Raw genomic sequence first — 17,174 nt, 5'->3', positions numbered from 1 at the left:
TTGGCTGCCCTTTTTAACCCCTAAAATGCTTTCAGCAAGCTTTTGGGTTAGAAGGGGAGACCTTCTCTTCAAAAAAAACTCCATTGAGTCTGGCTTAAAATTATGTTACAATAAGCCTTGAAAATGAATGAAAGTATATGGAAAAAGTATGAAAAAACGACCAGTAATTGGAATTACAGGAAATGAAAGACCCTTCCCGGATGATCCAGACGCGAATATGAGTTATGCGGCGACTGGTTTTGTCGAAGCGGTCAAAGAGGCAGGAGGGATTCCCTTGATCTTGCCAATTGGAGATGCAGCCTTAGCCAAAGACTACATATCGATGATTGATAAGCTCATCATTACCGGTGGACAAAATGTCTTGCCCAAGTTTTACGGAGAAGAAATCACCATCGACAGTGATGACTACCTCTTGAAACGCGATCTCTTTGAGTTGGCCTTGATTGAAGAAGCGCGTGCGGCTAAAAAAGCGATCTTTACCGTCTGCCGTGGGACCCAGCTCTATAATGTCGCTCTAGGGGGAACTCTGTATCAAGACATTGAACACCACTGGCAGGACAATCCAGGTCAGTACACCAGCCAAGAGTTGGTGACCAAGGATCAGACGATCCTGCAAGAGATCTATGGTAAGACCAGTCGCATCAATTCTTTCCATCATCAAAGTATTAAAGACTTGGCAGATGGTTTAGAAGTGATCGCGCGGGATCCTAAAGATGACATCATAGAAGCCGTTCAATCCACAGATGAGAGTCGTTTCCTCGGCGTTCAGTGGCATCCGGAATTGCGTTTTGACAAGAGCCCAGCAGATCGCAAGCTCTTTGAATATGTCGTGACTCAATTGTAAAGAGGACCAGCTTCCTTAGGAATTTTTCCTAAGGGGCTTTTTCTTTAATCTGCGTAAGAAAGACTGTAAATTGTGACTAGGTTTTGGAGGAGGATGCGCTACAATAGAGCTAGTAGAATGAGGAGGATTAGGACATGTATCAATTTCCAAAGGATTTTTTATGGGGGAGTTCGACCTCGGGCCCTCAAACAGAAGGGCGTCTAGCCCAGGATGGAAAGGGAGACAATCTCTGGGATTACTGGTATAGGATCGAGCCCAACCGCTTTTATCAAGGGCAAGGACCAGAGAAAACATCGACTTTTTATGAACACTGGGAAGAAGATCTGGACCTCTTGTTAGAAACCGGCCACACTGCCTTTCGAACCTCTATCCAGTGGTCACGTATTTTCCCAGAAGGACGAGGGGAAATCGATCAAGCAGGTGTTGATTTCTACCGCCGTGTCTTTGAAAAGATTAAAGAAAAAGGGATTCACCTCTTGGTCAACCTCTATCATTTTGATTTACCGATGGCTCTTCAAGAGCAAGGGGATGGTTGGGAAAATAAAGAAACCGCCTATGCTTACCAGGAATATGCGCGTTTTTGTTTCAAGACCTATGGAGATCTGGTCGATCAGTGGATCACCTTTAATGAACCTATTGTCCCTGTAGAATTTGGTTATTTTTATGATGCCCATTTTCCTCATAAGGTAGACGCAGCAGCAGCTGTAAAAGTAGCCTACCACACCCAGTTGGCAAGCTCACTAGCGGTCAAGGCCTGTCATGAGGTGAATCCTAATTACCGTATCGGGATTGTGCTCAATTTGACACCAGCCTATCCTCGGAGCCAGCATCCAGAAGATGTGAAAGCTGCGCGTATTGCCGAGCTCTTTCAAGCCAAATCTTTTTTAGATCCATCTGTTCTTGGTCATTATCCTGAAGAATTAGTGGAGATCCTACGGGAGCGTGATCTCTTACCGGATTATGATCCCTTTGAATTGCGCTTGATCGAGGAAAATACGGTGGATTACCTAGGGGTTAACTATTACCAACCACTCCGTGTGGCGGCTCCTCGTTATGCTCCAAATCCAGCATCTCCCCTACTCTTTGAACAATTTTATGAACCTTACGTTATGCCAGGGCGCAAGATCAATCCCCACCGTGGTTGGGAAATCTATGAGCAAGGTTTGTATGACATTGCCCAAAATATCAAGGAAAACTATGGCAATATCGAGTGGATCCTGACCGAAAACGGGATGGGGGTTGAAGGAGAGGAAAAATTCCGCAAGGATGGAGTGATCCAAGACGACTACCGGATTGACTTTGTCAAAGACCATCTTCGTGAGCTCCACCGGGCTATTCAAGATGGTGCCAACTGTAAAGGTTATTTGATCTGGACCTTTATTGACTGCTGGTCATGGCTCAATGGCTACAAGAACCGCTATGGCTTGGTTGAGTTGGACCTCGAAAGTCAAAAACGAACCCTCAAAAAATCTGGTCATTGGTTCCGTAAGTTGAGCCAGCAGAATGGATTTGAAGAGTAGAAAAAGCAACCTATCAACCAAGATGTTGATAGGTTTTTCTTAACCCCTCCTTAACTAGACCAATTTTCTTGAATTTCCTAGTTGACAAACTGGAAGAAGCATTGTATACTGACTCCGCTGGTTGCTTTTTGGTCAAATTAGACTAGACCAATTTTAAAGTAGCTGAGAAATCGACCATGGGTCGTTTGACTAAGTAAAGGGGAAAGTATAGCAAGGCTATATCGTAAAAATTATGTGCGGAATCGTTGGTGTTGTAGGAAATACAAATGCTACAGATATTTTGATTCAAGGACTTGAAAAACTCGAATACCGAGGCTATGACTCTGCGGGTGTTTTCCTGGCTAGTGAAGGCAAGAGCCAATTGGTAAAGGCAGTTGGCCGCATTGCAGAATTGTCGTCTAAGGCAGAAGGTGTCGAAGGAACAGCTGGGATCGGACATACCCGCTGGGCCACTCACGGAAAACCAACTGAGGACAATGCTCACCCACACCGCTCGGAAACAGGTCGCTTTGTTTTGGTCCACAATGGGGTCATTGAAAATTACCTTGAAATCAAGGAAGAATACCTAGCAGGTCACCATTTCAAGGGGCAAACAGATACAGAAATTGCTGCCCACTTGATCGGAAAATTTGCTGAAGAAGATGGCTTGTCTACGCTCGAAGCCTTCAAAAAAGCCCTCCACATCATCCGTGGGGCCTATGCTTTTGCTTTGATGGATGCGGAAGATCCAAGCACCATCTATGTGGCAAAAAATAAATCACCACTCCTGATCGGTCTTGGTGATGGCTACAATATGGTCTGTTCTGATGCCATGGCCATGATTCGTGAAACTAACCAATATATGGAAATCCATGACCAAGAGTTGGTCATTGTCAAGGCTGACAGCGTTGAAGTGCAAGACTATGATGGCAACGTCAAAGAACGGGATAGCTACACGGCTGAACTCGACCTTTCTGATATTGGAAAAGGGACTTACCCATACTACATGCTCAAGGAAATCGATGAGCAACCAACTGTCATGCGTAAACTCATCCAAGCCTATACAGATGAATCTGGACAAGTAGTGGTAGATCCAGCTATTATCAAGGCTGTTCAAGAAGCAGATCGAATCTATATCCTTGCGGCTGGTACCTCTTACCATGCTGGATTTGCGTCTAAAAAAATGTTGGAAGAGTTGACAGATACTCCAGTAGAACTCGGTATTTCATCTGAGTGGGGCTATGGTATGCCACTTCTCAGCAAGAAACCACTCTTCATCTTTATCAGCCAATCTGGTGAAACAGCCGATAGCCGCCAAGTATTGGTCAAAGCTAATGAAATGGGCATCCCAAGCTTGACAGTGACCAATGTCCCAGGTTCAACTCTTTCACGTGAAGCAGACATGACTATGTTGCTCCATGCTGGTCCTGAAATTGCGGTAGCTTCTACTAAGGCTTATACGGCTCAAATCGCAGCCCTTGCCTTTCTGGCTAAAGCTGTTGGGGAAGCCAATGGCAATGAGAAGGCCAAAGCCTTTGATTTGGTGCACGAATTGTCTATCGTTGCCCAATCGATCGAATCAACCCTTTCAGAAAAAGAAGTCATCGATGAAAAAGTTCGTGGCTTGTTGGAAACAACCCGCAATGCTTTCTATATCGGACGTGGTCAAGATTACTATGTTGCCATGGAAGCCAGTTTGAAACTAAAAGAAATTTCTTACATCCAATGTGAAGGCTTTGCAGCGGGTGAGTTGAAACACGGGACCATCGCTCTGATCGAAGAGGGTACACCGGTCATCGCCCTCTTGTCTGACCCAGTCTTAGCCAGCCACACACGTGGAAACATCCAAGAAGTGGCAGCACGTGGGGCTCATGTTTTAACCATTGCAGAAGAAAATGTCGCTAAAGAGACAGATGATTTGGTCTTGACAGCGGTTCACCCTTACCTCTCTCCAATCTCAATGGTGGTGCCAACCCAATTGATTGCCTACTTTGCAACCCTTCATCGTGGGCTCGATGTCGACAAACCACGGAACCTTGCTAAGTCTGTAACCGTTGAATAAACTTGTCTATATAGAAAAAACATCCTCGTTAGGTTTTTCCTAACGAGGATATTTGTTTTATTTGTCAAAACCTTGCAAGGCTTTGAGGCGTTCTTCTGTTTGTCCCTTGGCGTCTAGTTTTTTACCTTGGTAAACAGCTGATTCCCATGATCCGTACATTGGATTTGGGAAGATGATGAATTTTTCACCAAATTCTTTTTGCAATTCGTCCAATTTCTTGTCGCGATCAGCTTCAGAGGTCTTAGAGAAGTCTGCAAAGTCGACCAGGTTGTCCCCGAAGAGCAAGACAAGGTTGGTCTTTTCTTGTACAGCTTGGCGACGGCCTTCTTTTGATTTGACGCCATCTTCTAAGAACATGAGGTGGTCACGTCCTTGAACAGGAATGCCTTCTTTTTCAAGGTTTTTGATGGTATCATCTACTTGAGAGGTTGTACGGTCAGAAATGTAGTAGATTTGAACCCCGTTTTGATCCGCATATTGAAGGAAATCTTTGGCACCTGGCACCGCTTTTGCGGCTGCTTTTTTCACCCAAACATCCCAATCTTTAGGATTGAAGGCCGTACCATCTTTGACGTTTTGAACTTGGTAAGGGCTGTTGTCTAAAACAGTTTCGTCCAAATCCAAGACGATGGAATAAGGCTTATCAGAAGGAGTTTGGAGGATCTCTTTCAAACGGTCAGTAGCGACATTGTAGCCTTGTAAATACAAAGCCTTGGTTTCTGCTGCCTTTTGGTACCAGAGAACAGACATGGTATTTTCTTGTGAGCGCTGCTGATCATAGGTCATCGTCACCTGATTTTTAGTGCTACTTGCTTTTGTCTCTTGCGTTTTGTTGGTGTTGCTTCCACAACTCGTCAGTAAAATGACAGAAGCAAGAGCAGAAACGATGGTAAAGGTGGTTTTTGTTGTTTTCATAAACCGTACACTCCTTAAAATTATTCTATAAAAATTATACTCCTTTCAATCTTGCCTGACAAGAAAGAGAAGAAGGTGTCTAGGAATCGGTGAAAAGAAAAAGAAGGAAAAACGCTGCTATGAAAGGTTTCTTCGCCTCAACATATGCTATTTTTTCCTTTAAAAGAAGGGATATAGTTTTCTGCTATAACCGGATCAAGAAAAGATCAAAGCATCCCTTTTCTTCTAAAATGAAACAATAAAGAAAGATACTCGCAAGTCCCTATTTTCAAGCACTTGCGTTTTTTTGATGCCTTTCTCAATAAAGAAATTTTAAGGCCTTGATAGGGAAAATATATTAGTCAGCTACTTTTTGAGGTGATATCATGGTTACAAATTCCAGAAGGAAAGCAGTCAGTCTTTCTGTTGGAGAAATATTGAGGAGGATGTACAGTATGAGTAAAAAAGAATTGGTTCTTCGTGCCATTCGAGGCGAAACAGTAGAGCGAATCCCTGTAGGATTTTGGCTCCATTATGTGACCCAAGAAGAAAAAGAATTGGGTCTAGACAATCCGGCTGTAGTAGAAAAAAGTATTCAGGGCCACCAACACTATGTAGAAGAAATTTCACCTGATTTTGTCAAGATCATGAGTGATGGCTTCTTCCGCTATCCGAGTGCTCTTTATTCGAGAGAGATCAGATCGATCCGAGAATTGAAGGATATTCAACCGATTGGAGAGCATCATCCATGGATTGAAAAACAAATCGAGGTGGTCAAGGAAATTTGTTCTCATTTCCATGAAGAGATTGCTTCTTTCTACAATATCTTCTCGCCCATTTCTTATTTGAAACGCTGGTTCCGTACGGATCAATCTCGTGGAGACCAAGTGATTGCAGACTTTATCAAGGAAGATCCAGAAACTTTAGCTCATGTCCTTGACGTGATTGCAGGAGACATCGCTACTTTAAGTCGTCGCTTGATCCAAGAAGCAGGTATTGAAGGGATTTACTTTTCAACCCAGCAGATCCAAGATGAGCGTGTGACAGATGAAGAATACCGCAAGTTCATTGAGCCTAGCAGCATCGCTGTCCTAGAAGCAGCCAATGAAGCTGGAGGCATCAATATCCTTCATATCTGTGGTTTTGAAGGGGCCAGCAATGAAGTGGAGCTCTTCAAGGATTATCCAGCTCAAGTCATTAACTGGGCGACCCATCATGAAGGCCTTAGCCTAGCCGCAGGTCGTAAACTTTTCGGCGATCGTGCCGTTTTGGGTGGCTTTGTCAACGGCAAGAAAGGTTTGCTCTACCAAGGAGAACGAGAAGCTATTGAGCAAGAAACGCGTCGCTTGGTGGCTGAAGCCGGAAGCCGTGGTTTGATTCTTGGAGCAGACTGTACCGTGCCAGATGATTTCCAATTGGAACGCTTAGATTGGGTACGTCAAGCAGCTGTATTGTAAGAAGAAAGGAGAGGGAGATGAAAAAGATCAATGTATGGTGTATCCTGGTAACCGTTTTGTTTTTGCTTTTAGGGCTTAGTAAAGTTGCTCTAGCAAGCAGTCATGGGATTGTACGGAAAGATCCGGACATCGAAAAATTGGAGAAAATTCCAGCCCATAGTCTCTCTCTCCTTCGCCCCTCTGATATAGCGGGAATTTTACTTCTTGAAGATCAGTGATAAAAAAAGATGAAGAGCTTGATAAAAAATATATATTAGTCAAAGCATAATTGAAGTGATAAGATAACAAACAAGAAAAGATGGAACGAGGTAAGAACATGTCAGCAAAAAGAGAATTAGTGTTAAAAGCTTTTAAAGGAGAAGCAGTTGATCGTGTGCCAGTTGGATTTTGGCACCATTTCACGACAGAAGAAGAGTGGCTAAAAGGATTTTCAAATCCTGAAATTATTGAAAAAAACCTCAATGGCCATAAAAACTTCCTTCACAAGGTCAAACCAGACTTTGTCAAACTCATGAGTGATGGTTACTTTGCTTATCCAAATCCAGCCATTCACAAAGGCCTTGAAAACATCTCTGACTTAGCAGGGATTGAACCACTCGGAGCAGATCATCCATGGATCACAGAGCAAGTAGAGCTCGTTAAAAAAATCCGTGCCGGTTTTGAAGAAGACATTGTGGCTATCTACAATATCTTTGCTCCAGTGACCTACTTCAAATGGTTGGTCGGAGAAGTTTCAGGAGGAGATGACTTGATCGCCAACTTTATCGATCAAGATGCAGCAACTCTTAAAAAAGTATTGGATACAATTGGCCAAGATATTGCAAGTTTGAGCCAACGAATCATCAAAGAAGCAGGGGCAGACGGGATCTACCTCAGTGTTCAAAGTATCCAGGATGCGCGGGTTACACAAGAAGTTTATAAAAACATTATTGCACCGAGTGAACTCCATGTCTTAGAGGCAGCCAATGAAGCTGGTGGCGTAAATATTCTTCATATCTGTGGCTACGAAGGAGCTCGCAATGATATCCATCTCTTCACAGACTACCCAGCCCAAGTCATTAACTGGGCAGTCGGGCCAGAAGGAATCAGCCTAGCAGAAGGACGCGAAATCTTCGGTGGACGCACGGTTCTTGGTGGCTTTGAAAATGGAAAAAATGGACTTCTTTACACAGGAGATAAGGCTGCGATCCAAGCAGAAACCAAACGCATCATCGCAGAAACTGGAACCACAGGCTTGGTCATTGGTGCCGATTGTACCATCCCAAGTGACATTGATGAAGAACGAATCGAATGGGTTCGTGAAGCTGCAGCAGAATAAGGAAAATAGAAAGAGGGAGAACAGAGTATGAGTAAAAAAACATGGATTATCGGTGGGGTGGCCGTTCTTGCCCTTGCAGGTGCAACCATTCTTGGTCGAAGCTTGAACCACGCAAACGAAAGTAAAGGATCAACAGGATCTAATAAAGTAACAACCTTGAAAGTAGCCCACACTCAAAACTATGTGCCTTACGATTTCGTCGATGAAAAAGGGGAATCAGATGGTTATGAAGTAGCCGTGCTCAAAGCCATTGACGAAAAACTACCAGACTACAAGTTTGAGTACACTGGAACAAGTGATGACGATCTCTTGATCGGTCTAGAATCTGGTAAATACGATATCGGAACCAAAGGAGCTTGGTATACCGAAGAACGTGCCAAGAAATTTATCATTCCAAAAGAACCAATCGGAGCAAGTATCATCGGATTTACCGTTCGGAAAGAAGATGCGAATAAATACAAGAATATCGATGACTTCGCTAAAGAAAAAGGAAAATTGGTTCCAATTTCACCACAAAATGCGCAGTGGAATGTTATTAAAGAATACAATGAAAAGCATAAGGACCAACAAATCGAATTAACAGCTGCCGAATCTTTCAAAGTCGCAGATGCCTATGCTTGGGTTCTTGAAGGACGTTACGATGCCTTCTTTGACATCAAACTTTCCTTTGAAAAAGCTGTCACAGATAAAGATGGTTCTTACCACCAATATGCGGACAAACTGAGCTGGTTTGCCTACAAAGGAATTCCAACTTACCCATTGATCCATAAGGATAAGAAAAACGAAAAATTTGCGGAAGCATACAGCAAGGCCATCAAAGAATTAGAAAAAGATGGCACACTTGCTAAATTGTCGAAAAAATATTTCGGTGAAGATGTCTTCAGTTATGTAGATAAAGAGAAATAAGATGGAACTGGGTGCGCATAGCCCCAGCTTCCTTATTTCTATACGGATACAGAAAGGAAAAGAAACATGGTCTCATACGACATTTCCAAGGTCTGGTCATTTCTTCCAACCTTGGTCCAAGCTCTGCCAGCGACCCTAGCTTTGATGTTTTTAACGACGGTTCTCGGTTCTGCATTTGGCTTGGTTTTGACCTGGGCACAAGTATCAGAAGATAAGGTAGGAGCAGGTCTGGCAAAAGGCTATGTCTTTACTTTGCGTTGTACCCCTCCGATTGTCTTGCTCTTTTTGGTCTTTTATGGGCTCCCCCAATTTTTGAACTGGTGGTTGGGCATTGACATTGACCACTGGTCCAAGTTTGTCTTTGTCCTTGTTGCCATGTTTCTTCTCTTTGCTGCTATGATCTCTGAGGTCTTCAAGGCAGCCTATTTGGCCATTCCAAAAGGTCAGATGGAAGCGGGCTTGAGTATTGGCTTGACGCCAGCTCAAACCATTTGGCGGATTGTCCTTCCCCAAGCCTTTCGCGTGGCTCTTCCCAATATGACGACTGCCATCTTGAACCTCATGCGCGATGCCGCTTTGGCTTATACCATTGGCTTTATCGATATCATGGGAGCAGGTAACAACTTGATCAGCCGCAATCTTGGGAATTATTCCCTCGAGACCTATACAGCCGTCGCAGTGATCTACTGGGCAATTGCCCTTGTGATTTCCTTCTCCGCTCAACTCCTCGAGAAACGACTCAGTGTAACAGAAAGGTAGCTTATGGATTTCAATTTTATTAGTAAAGCATTTCTAGCCACCTTGGGTGGTGTTCCAGTGACCCTTCTGATCATGGTCGTATCAATTCTCTTGAGTTTTCTTCCAGCCCTCTTTTTGGCACTCGGTCAGATTTATAAGGTCAAAGGTGTTCGCAGTTTCTCAGTGGTTTACTTAGCCTTTATCCGCGCGACGCCTCCTATTCTCTTGATTCTCTTCTTTTATAGTCTCTTTCCTAGCCTCTTAAATAGCTTTTTTAAGAGTATTGGTAGTCACTTTAATGTCTTTGAGATCAATCCCATTTATTATGCCTTTATCATCTTTAGCTTGATGACAACAGGAAGTCTTGCTGAAATTCTACGGTCAGCTATTCTAACGGTGGATAAGGGCCAGCTAGAAGCAGCGCAAGCCATTGGTTTGACTAATTGCCAAGCCTATATCCGCATTGTTTTTCCACAAGCCTTGCGTTCAGCCCTTCCCAATTTGTGTAACTTGGTTATCAACTTGGTCAAAGGAACTTCCCTTGTCTTTGTCATGACGATCAAGGATATCACCGCCATTGCCAAGGTCGAAGCCTCTTATGGCTATCAATATTTTGAATCCTATCTAGTGATTTTTATTCTTTATATTGTCATTTGTGGGGTGATTCAGTGGGGATTCAATCTCTTAGAAAAACGCCTGACACTCGCATAGAAGAAGGAGAAATAAGAAGATGTTAGAAGTAGAACACGTATCGAAAAAATTTAAGGACCACCAGGTCCTGGTAGATGTTAATCTCAAGGTCAACCAAGGGGATGTGGTCGTTATTTTGGGTCCATCTGGATCAGGAAAAACAACCTTCCTTCGCTGCCTCAATCACTTAGAAAAGGCAGATACAGGGCACCTCACCCTAGGTGGAAAAGAGTATGACCTCTCAAAACTTAGTAAAAAAGAGATTCTAGAAATCCGCCAAAAGACAGCCTTTGTCTTCCAGCATTACAATCTCTTCGCTAACAAAACAGCGCTTGAAAATATCTTAGAAGGCCTGGTTGTAGCCCGTAAGGTTCCAAAAGAAGAGGCCATCCAACGGGCAGAATCAGCCCTTGAAAAAGTTGGTCTCCTCGCTTATAAGGATTACTATCCTTCTCAATTGTCAGGTGGCCAGCAGCAACGGATCGGAATTGCGCGTGCCATCGCAGTGAAACCAGACGTGATCTTGCTGGACGAGCCGACTTCAGCGCTAGACCCAGAGTTGGTCGGGGATGTCTTAGATGTCATGAAGCAATTAGCCCAAGAAGGAGTGACCATGGTTGTCGTAACCCATGAGATGGGCTTCGCGCGTGATGTGGCTAACCACGTTATCTTTATGGATGGCGGACACATCATCGAAGAAAACGAACCTCATGAATTCTTCAACAGTCCAAAAGAAGAACGAACCAAACAATTCCTTTCACGGATTTTATCCGATGCCACTTATAGCGTCGAATATATGATTTAACAGGAGACACACCCAGTAAGGGTGTGTTTTTTAGGATCTGGAAAAAATTTTTAAAAATTGGGTCATTTTTTAGAAATCATTACGAATAATATAAGTGAGAGGGAACATATGACTGATAAAAAACAACGATTTGTACTACTATTCTTACTGACTTTGTTTCTAGGAGGTTGCGGCCTTTTTACGGATAAAGCTGCTGAGAGAAGGGAAATGATTCAGATTGCAGAGAGTCAGAAGATGAAAGTGGCAATTGAAACCTATTTAAAAAATCTGGATCCAGAGGCATTAACTCCAAATGGGAAAATAAAGTCTTATAGAATTTTAAAAGATAAATTAAAATATAATCCAATGGAAGGAATTATTGTCGAAATTGTCATTAATAGGGATGATCGGTTGACGATTGATATGACGGTCATAGAAAAGGATTCAGGAGAATATCTTGTTGCCACATCAGGAACGCCTAAAGAATTAACGAAATTAATAGAAAGAGATTAGCAATAGCAACCTCATTTATTTTATAGAATTTATTGATTGGGCCAAGTATGTTACATCAATACGTAGTGCTTGTAACCTTTTGGCAATGTTTTTTAACAAAAGTAACATTTCAGGTATGGATGGAATTTTGTATAATAAATTCTAAGAAACCTGAAGAAAGAATGGGAAGAAGATGAAAAAAAGTAAATTTATTGTGTTGATAATGGTAGCATTTAGCCTGAGCTTAGGGGGATGTAGCTTTTTTAATGGACAATCTGCCAAGAAACAAGAAATGATTCAAATTGCAGAGAGTAAGAAGATGAAAGTGGCGATTGAAAATATGTTAAAGGATATTGATCCTGAAGCATTAACTCCGCAGGGGAAAATACACTCGTATAAAATCTTGGAAAATCAATTGGAATACAATCCAATGGGTGGGATGAATGTATATTTGGAAGTCAATAATGATGAAAAACTAACTATTGATACTACTGTTCATATGGAAGATTCGGGAGAATTTGAGGCTGGAAGTTATGGTATTTCTGCAGAGTTAAGTCGTTTACTGAGGGGAGATGAATATGGTAAATAACACAAATTTTTCAGACAGACAGCATGTAGAAGCATCATTAATTGAATATAGATCATTAAAATTAGGAAAAAATCAAAAAATTAAAGAAGGTAGTGAATATGTTGGCAATGTTTCTCACATCTATGATAGTGTAAATGGCAATGAAGAACAAGTCTTCGTACTAACGGATAGTGGCAAGGGTGTTGAACAAGATCCAGTCCCCTATACTGCTTCAGATGAAGAACGTGCCCAAATCCATGACGTGACTGTCTTGATGAAGGGATCTGAAACTGAAATAAGTACACAAAAATTACTCCATGATACATATACGGATTGGGTAAAGACAGATTTGCCAGCAGCTTCCAATATTTTGAACCCTGGTGGTGCGAGCGAGTATGCAACAGAATATGCGAAGAATTATGCGCGAGATAAGGCTAAGGATAGTTTTAATAATTTTGTAGAAGCTTTTGAAGATGCGATTATTCCTACTTCTGTTAATCTTCCGCCGGAGGCCACGCCCTTAGGTAGGTTTATGAAAAAAGCGCTGGACAATCCTGTCAGCAATTTCGTACAGGAAAAAGCATCAGATGTGGTCGGCTTTTTTGCAGAAAGAACAGCCGAAGAACAGGTTAAATTTCCTGCTTTAGTGGGAGCTGCTTTTTTAAAAAAATACAATGACGAAAACGGGACTTTCCCGCCTCCGCAGTTTAAAGATGCTGCAACTCATTTGAAAGAGGTGATCCGAAAATACCCCAATGCCAAGATCGATCTATACGGTCACTCTCTGGGGTCTATGAATATTCAGTATGCGCTTGCCTGTTTGACGGAAGAGGAAGCTTCTCATATTGGGACCGTACATCTATACAATGGCCCCAATGCCTATCCCATCTTAACACCCAAGCAAAAAGCGCGTATAGATTCGCTGAAGTACAAAATCTACAACCACATTGACCATAAAGATTTGGTTAGCTTGGGCTATCAGGATTCTGGAAGCAAGGAATCCAGTGGGATTGTCAAGCACCTCAAAACTAAGAATTTGATAAATACTGGCCTGCAGCACATGATGCATGGTTATATCTATGATAAGGATGGGAATTTGGTTCTTGAAAAGGGAACGGAAGCCATCACTCGCAAGGAAATCATTGAAGAGCGGATGAAGGTTTACTATCGCCTAAAGGATAAATTACAAAAAACAGGTGGTGGACTGAGTTCAAGTGAACAAATCTATCTCGATGCCTTGCAGGCACGCCTGGCTTCTGATGAGCTGATTCGAGTAGTGGATGAAGGGCTGGAGCAAGCTCAGAAATCTAAGGCACGACTGGATACAGATTTAGAAGCTTTGGAGAAAGTATTACAGACCGTTCCGAAAGGCTTCATTCTCAATCTTGCCGAAGTAGAAGAGGCCTATGCACAGGCTGGTGCAACAAGGCAAACAGTTGTCACTCAAGTAAGAGAAAGATTCGACAACCGTTTGGCTGCATATCAGTCCTTATCGAATGAATTCCATGCTTTAAACAAGCAAGTGAATGCAGGAATTGAGCTCTTAAAAACAAAAGATCAAGAAATAGCAGGAGAAATGAACCAGTGGGAACAACTAGCTTATTAATTTCATCTACTCTTTCGAAAAAGGAAAAGAAACTAGATCACTTGGAAAGAGAGTTTCAAAAAGCGCGTTTGGAGCTAGATGAAAAGCGTTGCCTAGTGGAAAGAAAACAGCAGCTCTTCACCCAGATGCTGGAAGAAGAGTATGCGATGGCAGCTTCCTTCTTACAAGAGCAGGAGGTTGATGTCAATTGTGGATGGGAGTCCCTCCATCGCTGTATCGAAGAGTATGATCTCGAAGCTAGAGAAGCTGCACAAGTAGCCTTAAAACAGATCGAAATCGAGGAAGAGAATTTATGGCAATCCTACCGGAAAGATAGACGCCAACTGGAAGAGGAGTTTGCACAAGATAAAGTTTCATAGTATAGAAGAGGAGGAAGTATGGGTGATAGTCCAGTCAAAGATTTCTTTGATTTAGATATGAAAGATAAGATGAGGATCATCGAAAGCCGAAAGAAACTTGAAAAAGATTTAATCCGTGTTGTCTATGCGCCTGTTTTATTGACCTGCAAGGCAGGAGTTGAGAAGCGTTACAATGATGGCTTGACTGCGATTACAACAGTAGCCGAAGAAGACGTCCAGGTCGTTGGAAAGCAACTGGATCAGTCCATGGTGGGGCAATTTGCTAAAAATGTACAGACAGTTATTCAAGAAAAAGCTGGGAAATTTAAATCTATCTAGCCAAGAACTTCTATTTAAAATGGAATCTGGAGTGACTCCAGATTTTTTTAATAAATTTAAAAAATTATGTAAAAAAGTGTTGACAAATAATTCAGTCTGCGTTATAATAATTTATGTAAACAAAAAGAGGTTGAAAAAACCTACTGGTTTACAAGATCAATAGTGGAAAGGAGATGGTGATATGCTATTTCCAAAATTAAGACAACTAATTGATAAAAGGGAAAATAGAAACTGTTAGCCTGTAGGGCTATTATTAAATAAATGAATTAAAATTATGTAAACAATTAAGCAGCAGCCAATTGGTCTGCTAATTTTCAAGAATGAATTAAAATTATGTAAATTAGAGGTATACAATATGAATAACAACTTTAACAATATGGATGATCTTTTCAATCAACTAATGGGAAACATGGGTGGTTTTCGTTCTGAAAGCCGTCGCTACATGATCAACGGTCGTGAAGTGACACCAGAAGAATTCGCTATTTACCGCCAAACTGGTCAACTTCCAAATGAAGGAAGTGAGCAAGTGCAACACCATCAAGGTAAAGGAATGAAACAAGATGGGATCCTTGCAAAACTTGGTCGTAACTTGACCGAAGAAGCTCGTGAAGGAAAATTGGATCCGGTCATCGGACGTAATAAAGAAATTCAAGAAACTGCTGAAATCTTGTCTCGTCGTACCAAGAACAACCCTGTCCTTGTAGGGGATGCCGGTGTTGGTAAAACAGCAGTTGTAGAAGGTTTGGCACAAGCTATTGTGAACGGGGATGTTCCAGCGGCTATCAAAAACAAAGAAATCATCTCGATTGATATTTCTGGTCTAGAAGCTGGTACGCAATACCGTGGTAGCTTTGAAGAAAATATTCAAAATCTGATCCAAGAAGTCAAGGCTATGGGAAATGTCATTCTCTTCTTTGATGAAATCCATCAAATCCTTGGTGCAGGCAGCACAGGTGATGGTCAAGGATCTAAAGGTCTTGCGGATATCATCAAACCTGCTCTTTCACGTGGGGAATTGACTGTCATTGGTGCAACCACTCAAGATGAATATCGTAACACCATCTTGAAGAATGCGGCTCTTGCTCGTCGTTTCAACGAAGTGAAAGTCAATGCTCCATCAGCTGAAGATACTTTCAAGATTCTCCAAGGGATCCGTGATCTTTATGAAAAACACCACAATGTCATCTTGCCAGATGAAGTTTTGAAAGCAGCGGTTGATTATTCGATCCAATACATACCACAACGTAGCTTGCCTGATAAGGCCATTGACTTGGTCGATGTGACAGCTGCTCACTTGGCAGCCCAACATCCAGTAACAGATGTCCATGCTGTGGAACATGAAATTGAAGAAGAAAAAGCTAAACAAGAAGCTGCAGCTGCTAAAGAAGATTACGAAGCAGCTCTTAATGCAAAAGTTCGTATCGAAGAACTTGAAAAGAAAATTGAAAACCATACGGAAGACCATAAAGTAACAGCAACAATCAACGATGTGGCTGAATCAGTAGAACGGATGACGGGTATTCCAGTGTCTCAAATGGGTGCAACTGATATTGAACGTTTGAAAGATATGGGCCACCGCTTGCAAACTAAGGTTATCGGTCAAGATAAAGCCGTTGAAGCAGTGGCACGTGCTATCCGTCGGAACCGTGCAGGATTTGACGAAGGGAACCGTCCAATCGGTAGCTTCCTCTTTGTAGGTCCTACTGGTGTCGGTAAGACTGAATTGGCTAAACAATTGGCGCTTGATATGTTCGGTACCAAAGATGCCATCATCCGTTTGGATATGTCAGAATACAGCGACCGCACAGCCGTTTCTAAATTGATTGGTACAACAGCTGGTTATGTTGGTTACGATGATAACAGCAATACCTTGACAGAACGTGTTCGCCGTAACCCTTACTCAATCGTCCTTCTCGACGAAATTGAAAAGGCAGATCCTCAAGTGATCACCCTTCTCCTTCAAGTCTTGGATGATGGTCGTTTGACAGATGGTCAAGGGAACACGGTCAACTTCAAGAACACTGTGATTATCGCCACTTCAAACGCTGGCTTTGGTTACGAAGCCAACTTGACAGAAGATGCGGATAAACCAGAACTCATGGATCGTTTGAAACCTTACTTCCGTCCAGAATTCTTGAACCGTTTCAACGCTGTCATTGAATTCTCACACTTGAGCAAGGAAGACCTTTCTAAGATTGTTGATTTGATGTTGGTAGATGTCAATAAGACCCTTTCTAAGAAAGAAATCGACTTGGCAGTGAGCGATGCAGCTAAAGAATACATGACTGAAGAAGGTTATGATGAAGTGATGGGTGTTCGTCCACTCCGTCGGGTAGTTGAACAACAAATCCGTGACAAAGTCACAGACTTCCACTTGGATAACTTGGATGCCAAACATCTCGAAGCAGACATGGAAGATGGTGTCCTTGTGATTAGAGAAAAAGACACAAAGAAGGAAGAAAACACTGATAAACAAGCAGATTAAGGCGAATTAGTTTGTGAAAAATAGAGACTGCTATCATATAGCAGTCTTTATTTTTTCTTCCCACCTGGGGGAAATTATTCGCCGTATGAGGCGAAAAATACCCTATTTGGGCTAAAAAAACATCAATAATTAGTGAAATTAATCCAATTTGAGC

The 17,174-nt window shown here is 42.2% G+C and carries 17 protein-coding genes; 16 read left to right on the top strand and 1 reads right to left on the bottom strand.

What is annotated here, in order from left to right:
• The first annotated feature begins 148 nt into the window (after positions 1-148).
• From HMPREF2704_RS04670 to glmS, 3 genes are all read left to right on the top strand, one after another.
• A complete protein-coding gene (locus tag HMPREF2704_RS04670) occupies positions 149-844 on the top strand; it encodes a gamma-glutamyl-gamma-aminobutyrate hydrolase family protein (RefSeq protein WP_129824477.1) in 696 nt (231 codons plus the stop codon).
• A 134-nt stretch (positions 845-978) separates the two neighbouring features.
• Positions 979-2,364, top strand: coding sequence for a glycoside hydrolase family 1 protein (locus HMPREF2704_RS04665; RefSeq protein WP_070845822.1), 1,386 nt, complete (start codon positions 979-981; stop codon positions 2,362-2,364).
• Between the two features lie 232 nt (positions 2,365-2,596).
• Positions 2,597-4,405: a glutamine--fructose-6-phosphate transaminase (isomerizing) gene (gene glmS / locus HMPREF2704_RS04660; protein ID WP_013904548.1), complete on the top strand. Its 1,809-nt coding sequence runs from the start codon at positions 2,597-2,599 to the stop codon at positions 4,403-4,405.
• Between the two features lie 57 nt (positions 4,406-4,462).
• On the opposite strand, the gene HMPREF2704_RS04655 is transcribed toward glmS, so the two are convergent.
• Positions 4,463-5,320, bottom strand: coding sequence for a 5'-nucleotidase, lipoprotein e(P4) family (locus HMPREF2704_RS04655; RefSeq protein ID WP_070448942.1), 858 nt, complete (start codon positions 5,318-5,320; stop codon positions 4,463-4,465).
• 434 nt (positions 5,321-5,754) lie between these two features.
• Here HMPREF2704_RS04655 and HMPREF2704_RS04650 point away from each other — a divergent pair, with 434 nt between their 5' ends.
• The 13 genes from HMPREF2704_RS04650 to HMPREF2704_RS04590 all read left to right on the top strand — a co-directional run bounded on the left by HMPREF2704_RS04650 (position 5,755) and on the right by HMPREF2704_RS04590 (position 17,020).
• A complete protein-coding gene (locus tag HMPREF2704_RS04650) occupies positions 5,755-6,756 on the top strand; it encodes a uroporphyrinogen decarboxylase family protein (protein WP_070845820.1) in 1,002 nt (333 codons plus the stop codon).
• Between the two features lie 17 nt (positions 6,757-6,773).
• Entirely contained in the window at positions 6,774-6,974 is a 201-nt protein-coding gene (locus HMPREF2704_RS04645) for a hypothetical protein (protein WP_049482364.1), read from the top strand.
• A 98-nt stretch (positions 6,975-7,072) separates the two neighbouring features.
• Positions 7,073-8,074 (top strand): uroporphyrinogen decarboxylase family protein, encoded by a 1,002-nt coding sequence (locus HMPREF2704_RS04640; protein WP_003016091.1) that lies wholly within the window; start codon positions 7,073-7,075, stop codon positions 8,072-8,074.
• Between the two features lie 27 nt (positions 8,075-8,101).
• On the top strand, positions 8,102-8,980 hold the full coding sequence (locus HMPREF2704_RS04635; protein WP_045759046.1) for a transporter substrate-binding domain-containing protein: 879 nt from the start codon (positions 8,102-8,104) through the stop codon (positions 8,978-8,980).
• Between the two features lie 66 nt (positions 8,981-9,046).
• Positions 9,047-9,739: an amino acid ABC transporter permease gene (locus HMPREF2704_RS04630; RefSeq protein WP_049482370.1), complete on the top strand. Its 693-nt coding sequence runs from the start codon at positions 9,047-9,049 to the stop codon at positions 9,737-9,739.
• Between the two features lie 3 nt (positions 9,740-9,742).
• Positions 9,743-10,429, top strand: a complete 687-nt coding sequence (locus HMPREF2704_RS04625; protein WP_070845818.1) for an amino acid ABC transporter permease — start codon at positions 9,743-9,745, stop codon at positions 10,427-10,429.
• A gap of 19 nt (positions 10,430-10,448) precedes the next feature.
• A complete protein-coding gene (locus HMPREF2704_RS04620) occupies positions 10,449-11,213 on the top strand; it encodes an amino acid ABC transporter ATP-binding protein (protein WP_070845816.1) in 765 nt (254 codons plus the stop codon).
• Between the two features lie 108 nt (positions 11,214-11,321).
• A complete protein-coding gene (locus HMPREF2704_RS04615) occupies positions 11,322-11,705 on the top strand; it encodes a DUF1310 family protein (protein WP_070845814.1) in 384 nt (127 codons plus the stop codon).
• Positions 11,706-11,877: 172 nt separating this feature from the next.
• The gene (locus HMPREF2704_RS04610) at positions 11,878-12,273 is read left to right on the top strand and encodes a DUF1310 family protein (RefSeq protein ID WP_070845812.1); all 396 of its coding nucleotides are present in this window, start codon (positions 11,878-11,880) and stop codon (positions 12,271-12,273) included.
• Positions 12,263-13,858 carry an alpha/beta hydrolase family protein gene (locus HMPREF2704_RS04605; RefSeq protein ID WP_070845810.1) on the top strand — a complete coding sequence of 532 codons (1,596 nt, stop codon included), beginning with the start codon at positions 12,263-12,265 and terminating at the stop codon, positions 13,856-13,858. The genes HMPREF2704_RS04610 and HMPREF2704_RS04605 overlap by 11 nt, the downstream gene beginning before the upstream one ends.
• Positions 13,837-14,217, top strand: coding sequence for a hypothetical protein (locus tag HMPREF2704_RS04600; RefSeq protein ID WP_049491017.1), 381 nt, complete (start codon positions 13,837-13,839; stop codon positions 14,215-14,217). Before HMPREF2704_RS04605 ends, HMPREF2704_RS04600 begins: the two co-directional genes overlap by 22 nt.
• A gap of 18 nt (positions 14,218-14,235) precedes the next feature.
• On the top strand, positions 14,236-14,535 hold the full coding sequence (locus HMPREF2704_RS04595; RefSeq protein ID WP_049523162.1) for a hypothetical protein: 300 nt from the start codon (positions 14,236-14,238) through the stop codon (positions 14,533-14,535).
• Positions 14,536-14,890: 355 nt separating this feature from the next.
• Entirely contained in the window at positions 14,891-17,020 is a 2,130-nt protein-coding gene (locus HMPREF2704_RS04590; protein WP_070845809.1) for an AAA family ATPase, read from the top strand.
• Positions 17,021-17,174: the final 154 nt, after the last annotated feature.

The sequence above is a fragment of the Streptococcus sp. HMSC076C09 genome (genome assembly GCF_001837905.1).
Lineage (GTDB): Bacteria > Bacillota > Bacilli > Lactobacillales > Streptococcaceae > Streptococcus > Streptococcus parasanguinis_I.
Note: the sequence above shows the minus strand (reverse complement) of the source record. Positions and strands in the feature narration are given on the sequence as shown.